The 15318-nt window shown below is 66.7% G+C and carries 13 protein-coding genes; 4 read left to right on the forward strand and 9 right to left on the reverse strand.

The features are described from left to right. Nucleotides 1-25: 25 nt before the first annotated feature. The 4 genes from NCCP691_RS11020 to pyrE form a co-directional block, all read right to left on the reverse strand. Complete coding sequence (locus tag NCCP691_RS11020; protein WP_220808328.1) at nt 26-967, reverse strand: hypothetical protein; 942 nt, start codon at nt 965-967, stop codon at nt 26-28. A gap of 117 nt (nt 968-1084) precedes the next feature. Further along, nucleotides 1085-1858, reverse strand: a complete 774-nt coding sequence (locus NCCP691_RS11025) for an SDR family NAD(P)-dependent oxidoreductase (RefSeq protein WP_220808329.1) — start codon at nt 1856-1858, stop codon at nt 1085-1087. A 12-nt stretch (nt 1859-1870) separates the two neighbouring features. Further along, nucleotides 1871-2686: an SDR family NAD(P)-dependent oxidoreductase gene (locus tag NCCP691_RS11030; protein ID WP_220808330.1), complete on the reverse strand. Its 816-nt coding sequence runs from the start codon at nt 2684-2686 to the stop codon at nt 1871-1873. Nucleotides 2687-2779: 93 nt separating this feature from the next. Beyond that, the gene (pyrE, locus tag NCCP691_RS11035) at nt 2780-3445 is read right to left on the reverse strand and encodes an orotate phosphoribosyltransferase (protein WP_220808331.1); all 666 of its coding nucleotides are present in this window, start codon (nt 3443-3445) and stop codon (nt 2780-2782) included. Nucleotides 3446-3587: 142 nt separating this feature from the next. Here pyrE and NCCP691_RS11040 point away from each other — a divergent pair, with 142 nt between their 5' ends. Beyond that, on the forward strand, nt 3588-4370 hold the full coding sequence (locus NCCP691_RS11040) for an exodeoxyribonuclease III (protein ID WP_220808332.1): 783 nt from the start codon (nt 3588-3590) through the stop codon (nt 4368-4370). Between the two features lie 984 nt (nt 4371-5354). Here the strand turns inward: NCCP691_RS11040 and NCCP691_RS11045 are convergent. The 5 genes from NCCP691_RS11045 to metX are packed head-to-tail and all read right to left on the reverse strand — an operon-like array spanning nt 5355 to nt 13127. Further along, a complete protein-coding gene (locus tag NCCP691_RS11045) occupies nt 5355-8951 on the reverse strand; it encodes a hydantoinase B/oxoprolinase family protein (RefSeq protein ID WP_220808333.1) in 3597 nt (1198 codons plus the stop codon). Nucleotides 8952-8984: 33 nt separating this feature from the next. Continuing rightward, nucleotides 8985-9884, reverse strand: a complete 900-nt coding sequence (locus tag NCCP691_RS11050; protein ID WP_220808334.1) for a M48 family metallopeptidase — start codon at nt 9882-9884, stop codon at nt 8985-8987. Next, the gene (locus NCCP691_RS11055; RefSeq protein ID WP_220808335.1) at nt 9881-11383 is read right to left on the reverse strand and encodes an MFS transporter; all 1503 of its coding nucleotides are present in this window, start codon (nt 11381-11383) and stop codon (nt 9881-9883) included. Before NCCP691_RS11055 ends, NCCP691_RS11050 begins: the two co-directional genes overlap by 4 nt. Further along, nucleotides 11380-11991 (reverse strand): methionine biosynthesis protein MetW, encoded by a 612-nt coding sequence (gene metW, locus NCCP691_RS11060; RefSeq protein ID WP_220808336.1) that lies wholly within the window; start codon nt 11989-11991, stop codon nt 11380-11382. Before metW ends, NCCP691_RS11055 begins: the two co-directional genes overlap by 4 nt. Continuing rightward, nucleotides 11988-13127, reverse strand: a complete 1140-nt coding sequence (gene metX, locus NCCP691_RS11065; RefSeq protein WP_220808337.1) for a homoserine O-succinyltransferase MetX — start codon at nt 13125-13127, stop codon at nt 11988-11990. The genes metW and metX overlap by 4 nt, the downstream gene beginning before the upstream one ends. A 282-nt stretch (nt 13128-13409) precedes the next feature. On the opposite strand from metX, the gene NCCP691_RS11070 reads away from it, so the two are divergent. From NCCP691_RS11070 to NCCP691_RS11080, 3 genes are all read left to right on the forward strand, one after another. Then, nucleotides 13410-13670 (forward strand): hypothetical protein, encoded by a 261-nt coding sequence (locus NCCP691_RS11070; protein ID WP_220808338.1) that lies wholly within the window; start codon nt 13410-13412, stop codon nt 13668-13670. 183 nt (nt 13671-13853) lie between these two features. Continuing rightward, complete coding sequence (locus NCCP691_RS11075) at nt 13854-14831, forward strand: Bug family tripartite tricarboxylate transporter substrate binding protein (protein WP_220808339.1); 978 nt, start codon at nt 13854-13856, stop codon at nt 14829-14831. A 3-nt stretch (nt 14832-14834) separates the two neighbouring features. After that, nucleotides 14835-15317 carry a tripartite tricarboxylate transporter TctB family protein gene (locus tag NCCP691_RS11080; RefSeq protein WP_220808340.1) on the forward strand — a complete coding sequence of 161 codons (483 nt, stop codon included), beginning with the start codon at nt 14835-14837 and terminating at the stop codon, nt 15315-15317. Nucleotide 15318 lies beyond the last annotated feature (1 nt).

Genomic DNA, 15318 nt, shown 5'->3' on the forward strand with positions numbered 1-15318 from the left:
GTCAATCGGGCATTCTTATGGATGTTCATTCGGTTGGCTTCTTTGAGAACTGGGGGTTTGGCGATTTCCAGTTTCTCAAATCCAATCCGAATGAACCAGAACAACCTATTGAAACATCACAGCTAGGGCTGCGGCCGCCGTTCGCGGCATCTTCAGGGGATTCGGCACGAGAGGCGGGCGAGCCACCGTGCCCCGCCTCGAGGTCCCCGGGACCCGGTGGCTCAAGCTCAATCGCCTGCGGGGAGCCGCTGCCCGACGCGGCCTGCCCGCCCCGACCGCGCCGCCAGGCGTCGAGCACCGTCCGTACGCCACGCGCGGCCATGCCGCTGCTCACGCGCGCGACCCTGTCGCTCGACATGTAGGCGACCGCCATGCCGGCCGCCGCCAGCACGTCGGCCACGGCGCCCGACACAACAGCTTCCACGGCCGCGTGTCCCATATTGATCCGGCCATCTCCGCCGGTGCGCTGCGCGGCGACGCCGGCGGCCAGGTTGATCGCCACACCTCCGGTGGAAGCGACAAACGCCGAAGCGAGGCCGGTCTTCAGCTGCCGGTCCGGCAGGTCCATCCGGTTGTCGCCGCAGGCCCGTTCGACGCGGTGCGCCACGGCCGACATGAGGACCGACGCGGCGGCAAGCGTCGCGACGGTGTAGCCGGTTGCAATGCCCGCATCCCTCAGGGCATGTTGCACGGGCGTGTGCTGGGCCCTTGCCAGGGCGGCGCCGGCGAGCACGTTGCCGGCGGCCATCGGCACGGAACCGACAAGCGTGCCGGCGAGCTGGGTCAGCAGACGACGCCGATAACTGTAGTCGCGCGCCGACGGCGCATGCGCGAGCGGGGCTTCGTTCGCAGCCCGCCCGGCGGGTTCGGGAGGCGGCCCGGATGCGGCGGCCCCGGCATGGGCTGCGTCGCCGGCCGGCGACGGAAGCGACGGAGGCGGTGGCGTTTGCCGTATGCTCAGATCCATTTCACACTCCTTCTTGTTGCATTGGCATACCCCGCATTGCCCGCCGTCGCTGCGTGCGGGAGCCGGGGCGATCGAGGGGCGGCGCGCCGCGCACGCCTGTCAGGCCGACGCAACGCATCAGTACCCCGCGCCGAGTCCGAAATCCATCGGCAGCGCGGCGCCGGTGATCGGTGCCGCCTCCGCCGACAGCAAAAACGCCGTCATGCAGGCGACCTCCTCGGGCCGGACAAATCGCGCGTGCTCGGCCTGTGGATAGCGCGCCAGGAGCCGGCGCAGATAGCCGATCGGGTCATCGCCGCCGTACTCGCGCGCCTGCCCGGTCAGCATCGGCGTCATGATGTCGGCCGGGCACAGCACGTTCACGCGCACGCCGGACGGTGCGAGTTCGCGCGCCAGCGCCTTGGTCAGCAGGGTTACGCCGCCCTTGCTCGCGCAATAGATGGCGGCGCCGGCATTGCCTTGGAGGCCCGCATCAGAGCCGATGTTGACGATGGCGCCGCGACTCGCCCGGAGCGCGGGGATGGCGCGGGCGCACATGAAGAAAAGCCCCTTGAGATTGAGATCGACGCAGCGGTCCCAGTCCTCTTCCGTCGCATGCTCGCTGTCGCCCTCGACCCAGATGCCCGCCGCATTCACCAGGCCGTCCAGGCGGCCGTGGCAGTCGAGGGTTTCGGCCACGGCCCGCTCGCATTCCGGCGCGCGCGACAGGTCGGCGGCGATCGCATGCGCACCGAGTTCCTGCGCCAGCGCGTGCAGCGGCTCCGCACGCCGGGCCACCAGGCACACCTGCGCCCCCGCGCGCCGCAGCAGGCGGGCGGTCGCGGCCCCGACGCCGCCGGTGGCGCCGGTGATGAGGATGGTCTTGTCCCTGAACTGCGCGTCGTCGAACATGGCGCCCCCGGCTCAGGCGGCGCGCCGCAGGCCGCTCTCGCCCGGCAGCGCGACCTTGCGCTCCTGGAGGCAGTTGCCGCCGTCGACCACGAATGACTGCCCGGTGATGTAGCTGGCGCCGGGGCTGGCGAGGAAGGTGGCCATCGCCGCCACCTCGGCCGGGTTGCCGGCGCGCCGCAGCGGCGTATGCCGGGCGGCCTCGCGCTCGTCGGCGGTCTGCGCCGCCGACGCGATCCAGCCCGGCAGCACGTTGTTGATGACGATGCCGTGGCAGGCGACCTCCAGCGCGATCGCCCGGCTCATGCCTATCATCGCCGCCTTGGCCGCGCCGTAGGCCGCTTCGCCGGGAACGCTGACCAGCGGGCCGGTGACGGAAGAGATGTTGACGATGCGGCCATAGCGGCCGGCGATCATGGCCGGCAGCACGGCGCGCGTGACATTGGCGCAGGTGGTGAGGTTGCGGGCGATGGTGGTGTCCCAGTGCTCGTAGCTGCTGGAAGCGAAGGCTTCATACACCTCCGGCTGACCGGGCAGGCTCATGCCCGCATTATTGACGAGGATGTCGATGCGCCCGAAGTCCCTTCGCACGGCGCCGACCATGGCCTCCACGCCGCCGCGCCGCGTCAGGTCGCATTCATAGGCCCGCGCATCCAGTCCCTCGGCGGCGAGGGATGCCGCGCGTGCACGGGCGCGGCCGTCAATGTCGTGAACCGCGATCCGCACGCCGCAGTCCGCCAGCGCGCATGCGATCGCAAAACCGATGCCGTTCTCGCTGCCGGCCCCGGTAATCAGCGCGACCTTGCCGCGCATCGCCGAAAAGCTCTTCATTCACTCATCCTGTGTGTGGCGGCGCCGGATGGGCGCCGGTTTTACAGTTGAGTGACGCTCGCGCGTTTTTTGGTTCGGCGCGTCGTGCAGGGATCAGGCGACGCCGTATTTGCCGCGATAGGCCGCGACCGCGTCCTTGTACTTCGCCAGGTCGCCGCCGGCGCCCGCCTGCGACAGGTATTCCAGCAGGTCGTCGAGGTTACCGATCGAGACCACCGGCATGCTGTAGGCCTTCGTCACTTCCTGCACCGCCGAATGTTCGGACAGCGCGCCGTCCTTGCCGGAGCGCTCCATGCGGTCGAGCGCGATCAGCACCGCGCACGGCGTGGCGCCGGCCGCCCGGATCATGTCCACCGACTCCCGCACCGAGGTACCGGCCGAGATCACGTCATCGATGATCACCACCCTGCCCTGCAGCTTCGCGCCGACGATGGTGCCGCCCTCGCCATGATCCTTGGCTTCCTTGCGGTTGTAGGCGAAGGGCACGTTGCGGCCCTTGTTGGCCAGCGCCACCGCGGTGGCGGCCGCCAGCGTGATGCCCTTGTAGGCCGGGCCGAACAGCATGTCGAACTCGACGCCGGAATCGAGCAGCGTCTGCGCATAGAAATCGGCCAGCTTGCCGAGCGTCGCGCCCTCGTTGAACAGGCCGGCGTTGAAGAAATACGGCGAATTGCGGCCGGCCTTGGTGACGAAGTCGCCGAAGCGCAGCACGCCGGTGTTGACGGAGAATGCGATGAATTCCTGACGGAGCTTGCTCAAGATAGCCTCGAAAGATAGAAGAAGGACAAGTATTCCGGCCCGGCCGGAACAACCCGCGATTGTAAGCTCCCGCCGCCCCGCCCGGCACAAATTCGGCGGGGGATCGGGTATGCTGTGCGCTCGTTTTTTTCAGGCAAGACCCATGCTCAAGATTGTTTCCGCCAACCTCAACGGCGTCCGCTCGGCCGCCAAGAAGGGCTTTTTCGACTGGATGGGCAAGGAAGCCCCGCACTTCGTCTGCGTGCAGGAACTCAAGGCCCAGGCACCGGACATGACGCCCGACTTCCTCAACCCGCACGGCTACCACGGCCATTTCCACTACGCCGAGAAGAAGGGCTATTCCGGCGTGGGCATCTATTCGAAGGCCGAACCGGACGCGGTGCAGGTCGGCTTCGGCTGCGACGAGTTCGACGCCGAAGGCCGCTATGTGCAGTGCGACTTCGGCAAGCTGTCGGTGATCTCGCTCTACTGCCCGTCGGGTTCGTCGGGCGAAGAACGGCAGCAGGCCAAGTTCCGCTTCATGGACGTCTTCCTGCCGCACCTGCAGAAGCTGCGCAACTGCGGCCAGGAAGTCGTGATCTGCGGCGACTGGAACATCGCGCACAAGGAAATCGACCTGAAGAACTGGAAGAGCAACCAGAAGAACAGCGGCTTCCTGCCGGAAGAGCGGGAATGGATGAGCAAGGTGTTCGGCGACACGGGCTGGGTCGATGTGTACCGGACGCTGCATCCGGAGACCACGGGCGAGGCCTATACCTGGTGGAGCAACCGGGGGCAGGCCTGGGCCAATAACGTGGGGTGGCGGATCGATTACCAGGTGTCGACGCCGGGGATGGCGGCGCGGGCGAGGCGGGCTGCGATTTATAAGCAGGAGAGGTTTTCGGATCATGCGCCGTTGTCGGTGGAGTATGAGTTTGTGCCGTAGGGGTGGTGCTTGCGGGCCGGGGCGCGGACGGTCACTTGCTCTCGTTTTCCTGTTTCTCTCCGGTGCTTCAAAGCGGTAGCGGCTTCGTGGATACACGCTCTCTCGTTTTCCTGTTTTTCTTCGCTGCTTCAAAGCGGTAGTCACTACCGTGGACACTAGCCGGGACCGGCCCCGGCAGGCCGCCTACTTCTTTGTCTCGCCAAAGAAGTAGGCAAGAAAGGCGACCCGAAGCGCTTGCCCCCTTCGGGGGTTCCCGTCGAAACGAAGCACTCCGCGGGAAGCGGGCAAACTCGCCTTCGGCTCAGACAAGCCCGCTTCTTTTCCCGCGGAGTACTCCGCTTCGACGGCGGCGCGCAACGGGGACGGCAAAACCGCAAACCATCCCATCCCTAGCCCTTCCCTTGAAGGGAAGGGAATTGTTCTTTCCCTTGCTACCCCAAGAGATCCTTTCCATTACCGCATCGTTCGTTATTGGCGTAAAAAGCTTCATCGCTTTTGCACACATAACAAGCACGTCCACGGGCACGAAGACTAGCGTACGTCCGCCATCTACCACTCCAGATCTGCGCAGCACCGACTCCGTGTGTCAAGCCACTGACAGTTCCCTCCCCTTCAAGGGCGGCCGGCGAGGTGGAGGGGCAGGGTGGGGATGGCGTGCAGGGGTTGCCGCCCCTTATGCGCAGCCGAAAAATCGGCAGGTCTCGCGGATAAAGAAGCGGGGCTTGTCTGAGCCGAAGGCGAGTTTGCCCCGCTTCCCGCGAGGCCCGTCGATTTTTGGGGCACCCCCGAAGGGGGCAAGCATTAGGGTCGGGCTCGGCGCCCCCCTTTCTTGCCTACTTTTTTGGCGAAGCAAAAAAGTAGGTGGCCCGCCGGGGCCAGTCCCGGCAAGCATCCACGGAGTGTCTACCGCTTTGAAGCACCGAAGAGAAGAGCGGAACGAGAGCAAGCGAAAGGCAGTACCTCGTGCTGCCCGTCAACGCCACACTACACCTCCCCATACCCTCCCCCACCCGGCGTCTCCACCACAAACAAATCCCCCTCCCCCACCTCCGTCCGCCCCACGAACCCCAGCTCCTCCACCCGCCCATCCGCCCTGACGACATAATTCCGCCCGACGGCCCCGGCAGAGCCGCCGGCCATCCCGAACGGCGGATACACCCGGTTATTGGACAGAATGGCCGCCGTCATCGGTTCGAGGAAGCGAACCTTCCGCACCCCGCCATTCCCGCCCCGCCAGCGCCCCGCCCCGCCCGATCCGTTACGGATTTCGTAGCATTCCAGCCGCACCGGATAACGGAATTCCAGCACTTCCGGATCGGTCAGCCGTGAGTTGGTCATGTGCGTCTGCACGACGTCGGTGCCGTCGAAACCCGGCCCGGCGCCGCTGCCGCCGGAGATGGTTTCGTAGTACTGGTGGTGCGCGTTGCCGAAGGTGAAGTTGTTCATCGTCCCCGGCGACGCCGCCATCACGCCCAGCGCGCCATAGAGCGCGTTGGTGATGCAGCTCGAGGTCTCGACATTGCCCGACACCACCGAGGCGGGATAGCGGGGATTGAGCATCGAGCCTTCGGGGATGATGACCTTCAAGGGCTTGAGGCAGCCGGCGTTGAGCGGGATGTCGTCGTCGACCAGGGTCCGGAAGACGTAGAGCACGGCCGCCATGCAGACGGCGGAGGGCGCGTTGAAGTTGTTCGGCAGCTGCGGCGAGGTGCCGGTGAAATCGATCTCCGCGCTGCGTCGGGCATGATCGACGCGCACCGCCACGCGTATCGCGGCGCCGTTGTCGAGCCGGTATTCGTATGCTCCGTCGCGCAGACGGCCGATCACCCGGCGCACCGACTCTTCGGCATTGTCCTGCACATGGCACATATAGGCCTGCACCACCTCGAGGCCGAAATGCGCGACCATTTTGCGCAACTCTTCGACGCCGGTCTGGTTGGCGGCGACCTGGGCGCGCAGGTCGGCGAGGTTCTGGTCGGGGTTGCGCGCGGGGTAGCGGGCGCCGGCGAGCAGCGCGCGGGTTTCCGGCTCGCGCAGGCGGCCGCCTTCGACGAGTCTGAAGTTGGTGATCAGCACGCCCTCTTCCTCCACCGTGGTGGAGTCGGGCGGCATCGAACCGGGGCTGGTGCCGCCGATGTCGGCGTGGTGACCGCGCGAGCCGACATAGAACAGCAGGCGCTCGCCCGCCTCGTCGAACACCGGGGTGATGACGGTGATGTCGGGCAGATGGGTGCCGCCGTGATAGGGATCGTTGAGCATGAAGACGTCGCCGGGCTTCATGGTGCCGCGGTTGGCGTCGATCACGCTGCGGATGCTTTCTCCCATCGAGCCGAGATGCACCGGCATGTGCGGCGCGTTGGCGATCAGGCTGCCGTCGCCGTCGAAGATCGCGCAGCTGAAGTCGAGGCGTTCCTTGATGTTGACCGAGCTGGCGGTGTTCTGCAGCCGCAGACCCATCTGCTCGGCGATCGACATGAAGAGGCTGTTGAAGGTCTCCAGCATCACCGGATCGACGCGGGTGCCGGTCGCGGTTTCATCCGCGCGCGGCAGGACGCGGCTCAGGACCAGGTCGTCGCGCGCTGTCACGCGCGCCTGCCAGCCGGGCTCGACCACCAGCGTGGCGTTGGCTTCGGCGATGACGGCCGGGCCGTCGAGCAGGTCGCCCGGGCGCAGGTCGTCGCGCCGGTAGAGCGAGGCATCGCGCCATTCGCCGCCGGTGAAGAGGCGCACGATCTGTGCAGCCTCGAGTTTCGTCGCGCGCGGCGGTCGCGGCGCCGTCGGGACCGCCGCCGTCCCGGACGGCGCTATCACTTCAACCGATACCGCTTCCACGACCAGCGCGCGGTCCGGCATCAGGAAGGCATAGCGCCTGCGGTACTGCTCGTCGAATTGCGCGCGCATGGCATCCCGCGCGCCGAAGTCCACCTGGAGCGCGGTATCCGTTCCCTGGTAACGCAGATGCACGCGGCGGGCTATGCGCAGGTTCTGCGCCGGCTCGCCCTGCGCCGCCAGTTCGCCGCACGCCGCGCGCTCCAGCTCACCGAGGGTTTGCTCGATGGCGCCCGACGCGCTCTCGTCGAACGACAGCTCCAGCGTCGCCTCGCGCATCGCGGTGCGGTCGGCCAGTCCCATGCCATAGGCGGACAGCACGCCGCCGAGCGGATGGGCGAAGACGGTGTTCATGCCGAGCGCATCGGCCACGAGGCAGGCATGCTGGCCGCCGGCGCCGCCGAAGGTGGTCAGCACGTAGTCGCGCAGGTCGTGGCCGCGCTGCACCGAGATCTGCTTGATCGCATTGGCCATGTTGCCGACGGCGATGCGGATGAAGCCCTCGGCCACCTGTTCCGGCGTCTGCGGCGTGCCGGTCGCCTGCCCGATCTCCTGCGCGAGCCGCGCGAAACCTTCACGTGCAGCGTCCAGGTCCAATGGCTGATCGGCGGCCGGACCGAACACTGCCGGAAAATGCGCCGGCTGTATCTTGCCGAGCACGAGATTGGCGTCGGTCACGGTCAGCGGCCCGCCGCGCCGGTAGCAGGCGGGACCGGGATCGGCGCCCGCGCTGTCGGGGCCGACCCGGTAGCGGGCGCCGTCGAAATGCAGGATCGATCCGCCGCCGGCGGCCACCGTGTGGATGCTCATCATCGGCGCACGCATGCGCACGCCCGCGATCTGCGTATCGAATGCGCGCTCGAACTCGCCGGCGTAATGCGAGACGTCGGTCGAGGTGCCGCCCATGTCGAAGCCGATGAGCTTGCGAAAGCCGGCCGCCTCGCTGGTGCGCGCCATGCCGACGATGCCGCCGGCCGGTCCCGACAGCACCGAGTCCTTGCCGTGGAAGGCGCCGGCATCGGTCAGGCCGCCGCTGGATTGCATGAACTCGATCTTCACGCCCGGCATTTCCCGCGACAGGCGATCGACGTAGCGCCTCAGTATGGGCGACAGGTAGGCGTCGGCGACGGTGGTGTCGCCGCGCGCGACGAGCTTCATCAAGGGACTCGTCTCGTGCGAGACGCTGACCTGGGTGAAACCGGTCTCGCGTGCGATACGCGCCGCCGTGGCTTCATGACGGGTATGCCGGTAACCATGCATGAAGACGATGGCGATGGCGCGATAACCGGCGCGGAAGGCGTCCTCCAGTGCCAGCCGGGCGGCGACTTCATCGAGCGGCGCGACGATCTCGCCGTGCGCGCCGACGCGCTCGTCGATCTCGATCACGCGGCTGTAGAGCAGCCCGGGCAGCACGATATGCCGGTCGAACAGGCGCGGCCGGTTCTGGTACGCAATCCGTAGCGCATCGCGGAAGCCCCGGGTGATGGCGAGGACCGTGGGTTCGCCCTTGCGTTCGAGCAGCGCATTGGTGGCGACGGTCGTGCCCATCTTCACGACTTCCACCCTGTCGGAGGTAACCGGTTCGTCCGCGCGCAGCCCCAGCAGATGGCGGATGCCGGCCACCGCGGCGTCGCGGTATTGCCCGGGGTTTTCGGAAAGCAGCTTGTGGGTAACGAGGCCGCCGTCGGGACGGCGGCCCACGATGTCGGTGAAGGTGCCGCCCCTGTCTATCCAGAACTGCCAGCGCTGCATGAAAACGCTCCAGGTGGTGAGGGGCCGACGCCTTCAGCGATGGATCGGCGTAATGCCCTCGACGTTGCTCTTGTAGGGCGGCAGCGAAGACTGCGGCACGCCCTTGGCCTTGGCATACAGCGGCATCACCGTCGGCAGGTGCCTCTGGATTTCCGCGATGCGCGCCTTGCCGGCCGGGTGGGTGGACAGCCACTGCAGGCTCTCGTTCTTCTGCACCATGGCCATCTTGCGCCACAGCGCGATGCCGGCGCGCGGGTCGTAGCCGGCGCGCGCGACGATATCCAGGCCGACGAGGTCGGCCTCGGTCTCGTCGTCGCGGGAAAACTTGAGCATGGTGAGATTGGCGACGCCGCCGGTCGCAGCACCGGCGAGATTGGGGTCGATTCCCAGCAGCGCCGACAGGCCGATGCCGGCGATCTTGGCGCCCGCGCTGGCAAGGCCCGATTTGGCGACCCGCTCGCGGCCGTGCTCCCGCAGGGCGTGGGCGATCTCATGGCCCATCACGATGGCGACCTCGTCATCGGTCAGCTTGAGCTGGTTGAGGATGCCGGAGAAAAACGCGATCTTCCCGCCCGGCATGCAGAAGGCGTTGATTTCCTTCGAGCCGATCAGGCTGACTTCCCATTTCCACTGCCGGGCGCGCGGATTCCAGCGCTCGGCATGCGGAATCAGTTTCTTCGCGATCGCGTTGAGCCGCTGCAGCTGCGGATTGTCGGCCGGCGCCAGCGCGCGGTGCTGCGCGGCCTGGTTTTTCATTTCCAGATATTGCTGCGCCGCGGCGGCTTCCAGCTCTTCCTCCGGCACCAGCTTGCGCAGCGCCGACATTTCCTCGACCTTGACGCCGTCGCTGCTGACTTCATCCTTCGCCAGTGCCCACGGCGCCGCGGTGCCGAGCGCCACCAGCGTCACGGTCAGCGGAATCAGCGGCATCATGTCTTTTGTTCCTCCGAGGCGGCGAGCAGCGTCTTGATCCAGGGCAGCAGCGCATAGGCCGGGAAGGCCAGCACGAAGGTCAGCAGGAAATACGCCGCATAACCCATCTCCTGCGCGCCGATGCCGCCCGCCCAGCCGGCGATCGAACGCGAGAAGGCGAAGATCGACGACAGGATCGCATATTCCGTCGTGGCGCGCGATTTGTCGACGATGGCCATCAGGAAGGCGAGGAAGGCGGCGGTGCCGAGTCCGCCGGTAAAGGATTCGATGGCGCTGGCGCCGTACATGATGGCCTGGTGCGCGAGCGCGATGTCGGCGCCCTGCGCGGCGCGTGGCACGATGGCGGCGGCGATCACGTAGCCGATGTTGGACAGCGCCTGCCACAGGCCGAGCACCCACAATCCCCTGAAGATGCCCACCTTGTCGGTGTACCAGCCGCCGATGATGCCGCCGGCGATCGACAGTCCGAGCCCGAGGTTGACCGAGACCAGCCCGATCTGCGTATTGGTGAAGCCGCTGTCGACCCAGAACGGCTTGATCATGAAGCCGATCGAGGAATCCGCCAGCTTGAAGATCAGGATGAAGCCGATCAGCAGCAGCGCGTTCTGCTTGTTGAGCAGCGACACGATGGCGCCGAACATCGGGCCGGAGGCGGAGGCCGCCGACTGCTGCGCCGACTGGCCGCGGATGGCGCGGGTGAACAGGAAGGCGGCGAGCAGGATCAGGCCGACCGGCGCCCCGCCTTTGAACCACCAGGCCGACTTGTAGGGCTTGAGCGCGGCGATGTCGACCGCGCCGAGCACCGGCCACAGCAGGCCGGCGATGAACAGCAGGATGGCCACGATCAGCACCGGCTGCTGCGCCAGTGCCGCCATTTCGCCACGCAGGCTGGATGGCGCCTCGGCGGCGGGACGCGGCGGTTCCTTGGGCGCGAACAGGCTGGTGGCGGCGATCAGGAAGAACAGTACCGAGGCCAGACCATAGGTCGCGGTCCAGCCGGCGACGTCGGAAAACCAGAGCAGGATGCCGGCGGCCAGCATGCCGACGCGGTAGAAGCCGATGCGGAAACCGTTGGCCAGACCCAGTTCCTGCTTGTTGAGCTGCTCGATCGTATACCCGTCGATGGCGATGTCATTGGTCGCCGACAGCGCGGTGAAGGCGCCGATCGCGAACCAGACCCAGGGACCGAAGCCGGCTTCGCGCGCGCAGATGATCATCACCAGGCCCATGCCGACGTCGGCCGCCGCCATCCAGTAGCGGTGGCGGCGGGTGAAGTCGATCAGCGGCGCCCACAGGAATTTCAGCGTCCACGACAGGCCGAGCAGGCTGAGCAGGCCGATCTTCGACAGCTCCACGCCCTGCTGGCGGAAATACACCGGAAAGAGATCGAAGAACAACCCGAGCGGGAAGCCTTCGGAGAAATACAGCAAGCTGATCCAGAACAGCTTGGACTTGAGGATTTTGGGCTGCGCGGCGGTCTGGCTTGCTGAAAGGCTCATGCACTTGTCTTTTTGCGTAGGCGGAACACGGCGAGGCTGCCGCGCCAGTTAGGCATGAATTTCACGGGGTTTCCCTCGTGCAATGCAATGCACTCGAGCACTTCGAGCCCCACTTTGTTGGCGAGTTCCTGAAAGTCAAAAATAGTCGCGCAACGCACGTTGGGCGTGTCATACCACTCATATGGCAGCGACTTCGACACCGGCATGCGCCCGCGCAGCAGCGCGAAACGGTGCGGCCAGTAGGCGAAGTTTGGGAAAGAGACAATCGCCTCGCGGCCGACGCGCGCGATCTCGGCGAGCACGTCTTCCACGTTCTTCATCATCTGCAGCGCGGACAGGCAGAGCACGGTGTCGAACGCATCGTCGGCGAACATCGCCAGCCCCGCTTCCAGATCCTGCTGGATCACGGACACGCCGCGCCCCACGCAGGCCGGTATCTTGTTGTCATCGATTTCGACGCCGTAGCCGATGCAGTGCTTGTCGCTCTGCAGGTAGTCCAGCATCACGCCGTCGCCGCAGCCGAGGTCGAGCACGTGCGAGGCGGGCCGCACCCAGTGGGCGATGAAGGCGAGGTCGGCGCGCAGCACGGAGAGGTCGCGGAAATTCATGGCCGGCCTCCCTCGTTCCAGATGCGGTCAAAGTAGGCTTTCACGGTATGCATGTAGCGGGGGTCTTCCAGCAGGAAGGCGTCGTGGCCGTGCGGCGCATCGATCTCGGCATAGGAGACGCGGCGCTTGTTGCGCACCAGCGCCTGCACGATCTCGCGGCTGCGCTCGGGCGAGAAGCGCCAGTCGGTGGTGAACGACACCAGCAGGAATTGCGCCTGCGTCGGCGCCAGCGCCTTCGCCAGGTCGTCGCCGCATTCCCGCGCCGGGTCGAAGTAATCGAGCGCCTTGGTGATCAGCAGATAGGTGTTGGCGTCGAAATACTCGGAAAACTTGTCGCCCTGATAGCGCAGGTAAGACTCGATCTCGAAATCGATGCCGTAGCCGAACTGGTAGTCGCCGTTGCGCAGGTCGCGGCCGAATTTCTCGGCCATGCTGTCATCGGACAGGTAGGTGATGTGGCCGACCATGCGCGCCACCCGCAGGCCGCGCTTCGGCACCACGCCGTGTTCATAGAAATGGCCGCCGTGGAAATCCGGATCGGTCAGGATGGCCTGCCGCGCGACGTCGTTGAATGCGATGTTCTGCGCCGACAGCTTGGGCGTGGACGCGATCACCACGCAGTGCCGCAGCCGCTTCGGATACAGCATGCTCCAGGACAGCGCCTGCATGCCGCCGAGCGAGCCGCCCATCACCGCCGCGAACTGTTCGATCCCGAGTTCGTCCGCGAGACGGGCCTGCGCCGCCACCCAGTCTTCCACCGTCACCACCGGGAAGTCGGCGCCGTAGGGCTTGCCGGTGGCCGGATTGACATGCATCGGCCCGGTCGAGCCGAAGCAGGAGCCGAGGTTGTTGACGCCGATGACGAAGAAGCGGTCGGTGTCCACCGGCTTGCCCGGGCCCACCATGTTGTCCCACCAGCCGACGTTCTTGCTGCCGTCGGCGCCCTCGTACATGCCCGCCACATGGTGGGAGGCATTGAGCGCATGGCAGATCAGCACCGCGTTGGAGCGGTCGGCGTTGAGCGTGCCATAGGTTTCATAAACGAGGTTGTAGCCGCCGATGGAAGCGCCGCTGCGCAGGGTCAGCGGCTCGGCGAAGTGCATGGTTTTCGGGGTGACGATTCCGACGGATGACATAGGGGTCCAGGGATGGGGCCGATGTTCCGGCCCCGCAAACAAAAAAGCCCGAAGGCGGGCAGCTCGTCGGGCTCTCGTGGCTTGGTTCAAGCACGCTTTAGCCGTATTTATTTCGCGCCCGCAAGCTGATACTCAAATCGGCGCGTTGCGTAAGAATAACGAAGTCGGTTTGCGGCGTCAAACCGCGGTTGCCCGTTTTTCCAGGCGGGGGCCGTCGCCGGTGCGCCGACCATGAGAAATTGCATATATCGCAATGCCGCGCGACGCACTACGATTTCGGGCATGACCAGGACCCTCTTCATCGGCGTGCTCGGCTTCATGTGTCTTTATGTGCCCATGAACCTCATCCCCCGCCTCGCGCGCCGCTTCCATCTGCTGCCGGTCTGGCTGCTGGCGGTCGGCCTGTTCATGCTGCTCTACTGGTTCGGCGCGCTGCATTTCACGCCTTCGCAGCGTCTGCTGCGGGGACTGGGCAATGGCGCGACCGTGGCGACGATAGGCGCGGGCCTGGTCCTGCTGCGCAGGAAGGCCGGCGGCTCGTGAACGCGACCGGGCATCGTGCCGGCCGTCGCCCGCAGTACCCGCGGTTGCGCCAGAACAAACCGGCATGAAGTCTCTCGCCCGTTTATTGAGCAGCGCGCTAACGTATGCGGATTCGCGCATTTCGCGGCCCGCGCACGATGCGTACGAAGGCCCGACCCCAACAATCAAACAGAGGAGACCGCCATGCCATCCCCCACCCGCCTTTCCCTTTCCCGGCTGCTCGCCGCCTCCGTCACCGCCCTCGGCCTGCTCGCCGCCGCGCCCGCCCAGGCGCTCGACACCGTAAAGATCCTGGTGCCGGCCAATCCCGGCGGCGGCTGGGACCAGACCGGCCGCGGCCTGCAGCAGGCGCTGCAGCAGTCGGGCGTGAAGAAGGTCCAGGTCGACAACAAGGGCGGCGCGGCCGGCACCATCGGGCTGGCGCAGTTCGTCAACTCGGCCAAGGGCGACGGCGGCGCGCTGCTGGTCGGCGGCAGCGTGATGGTCGGCGGCATCGCGCTCAACAAGTCGCCGGTCAAGCTGTCTCAGGTGACGCCGATCGCGCGCCTGACCGGCGAATACGACGTGCTGGTGGTGCCCGCCGATTCGCCGATCAAGTCGGTCAAGGACCTGATGGAGCGTTTCAAGGCCAATCCCGGCAGCGTGTCCTGGGGCGGCGGTTCGGCCGGCGGCACCGACCACATCATCGTGGCGATGATCGCGCAGAACCAGGGCGTCGACGTCGGCAAGATCAACTACATCGCCCACTCCGGCGGCGGCGAGGCGGCGGCGGCCATCATGGGCGGGCATGTCACCGTCGGCCTGTCCGGCTACAACGAATTCGCCGGCCAGATCGCGACCAAGAAACTGCGGCCGCTGGCGGTGACCTCGCCGCAGCGCCTGCCCGGCCTCGACATCCCCACGCTCAGGGAACAGGGCGTCGATGTCGAACTGGCCAACTGGCGCGGCGTCTTCGGCGGCCCCGGCATCAGCGACGCGCAGAAGAAGGAGCTGACGGCGGCGGTCGAGAAGGCGGTCAAGAGCCAGGCCTGGCAAGACCTGCTGAAGAAGAACGGCTGGAGCGACGTCTATCTCGCCGGCGACGCCTTCAGGAACTACGTCGAAAGCGAAGTCGCGAGCACCGAGAAAATCGTCGGCACCCTCGGCCTGGCCAAGAAGTAAGCGATGGCCGCGCACCGCCGCCTCCACATCGGTGAACTGCTGGTGTCGCTCGGTCTGGCCGCGCTCGGCATCTTCATCGTCGCCGGCGCCGGCGAGATTGGCGGCACCGGCGGCTATGAGCAGCTCGGCCCGCGCGCCTTCCCCTACCTGGTCGGCACCGGCCTGCTGATCATCGGCGCCGTACTCGCGTGGCAGGCGGTGGCGGGCGGCTGGCGCAGCGTGCCGCTGGACGAAGCGCACGAGGCGCCCGACTGGCTCGCCTTTCTCATCCTCGGCGCCGCCATCCTGCTGCACATGGCGGCGATCGCCTGGGCTGGCTTCGTGCTCGCATCGACCTTCCTGTTTGCGCTGATCGCCCGCGCCTTCGGCAGCCGGCGCGTGCTGCGCGACATCCTGTGCGGCCAGGTGCTGTCGCTGCTGGCCTATCTGCTGTTTACCCGCGGACTCGGACTGAACCTGCCTGCCGGCCTGCTCGGAGGATTCTGAG

Origin of the sequence: Noviherbaspirillum aridicola (assembly GCF_019656455.1) — a bacterium.
In the GTDB taxonomy this organism is placed as follows: Bacteria; Pseudomonadota; Gammaproteobacteria; order Burkholderiales; family Burkholderiaceae_D; genus Noviherbaspirillum; species Noviherbaspirillum aridicola.

Bases quoted from the DNA above. Each gene is read 5' to 3' on its own strand.
- NCCP691_RS11070 (WP_220808338.1), top strand. From the start codon at position 13,410: ATGACCAGGACCCTCTTCATCGGCGTGCTCGGCTTCATGTGTCTTTAT.
- NCCP691_RS11080 (WP_220808340.1), top strand. From the start codon at position 14,835: ATGGCCGCGCACCGCCGCCTCCACATCGGTGAACTGCTGGTGTCGCTC.
- NCCP691_RS11040 (WP_220808332.1), top strand. From the start codon at position 3,588: ATGCTCAAGATTGTTTCCGCCAACCTCAACGGCGTCCGCTCGGCCGCC.
- NCCP691_RS11045 (WP_220808333.1), bottom strand. From the start codon at position 8,951: ATGCAGCGCTGGCAGTTCTGGATAGACAGGGGCGGCACCTTCACCGAC.
- NCCP691_RS11030 (WP_220808330.1), bottom strand. From the start codon at position 2,686: ATGAAGAGCTTTTCGGCGATGCGCGGCAAGGTCGCGCTGATTACCGGG.
- NCCP691_RS11020 (WP_220808328.1), bottom strand. From the start codon at position 967: ATGGATCTGAGCATACGGCAAACGCCACCGCCTCCGTCGCTTCCGTCG.
- NCCP691_RS11050 (WP_220808334.1), bottom strand. From the start codon at position 9,884: ATGATGCCGCTGATTCCGCTGACCGTGACGCTGGTGGCGCTCGGCACC.
- NCCP691_RS11075 (WP_220808339.1), top strand. From the start codon at position 13,854: ATGCCATCCCCCACCCGCCTTTCCCTTTCCCGGCTGCTCGCCGCCTCC.
- metX (WP_220808337.1), bottom strand. From the start codon at position 13,127: ATGTCATCCGTCGGAATCGTCACCCCGAAAACCATGCACTTCGCCGAG.
- metW (WP_220808336.1), bottom strand. From the start codon at position 11,991: ATGAATTTCCGCGACCTCTCCGTGCTGCGCGCCGACCTCGCCTTCATC.
- NCCP691_RS11025 (WP_220808329.1), bottom strand. From the start codon at position 1,858: ATGTTCGACGACGCGCAGTTCAGGGACAAGACCATCCTCATCACCGGC.
- NCCP691_RS11055 (WP_220808335.1), bottom strand. From the start codon at position 11,383: ATGAGCCTTTCAGCAAGCCAGACCGCCGCGCAGCCCAAAATCCTCAAG.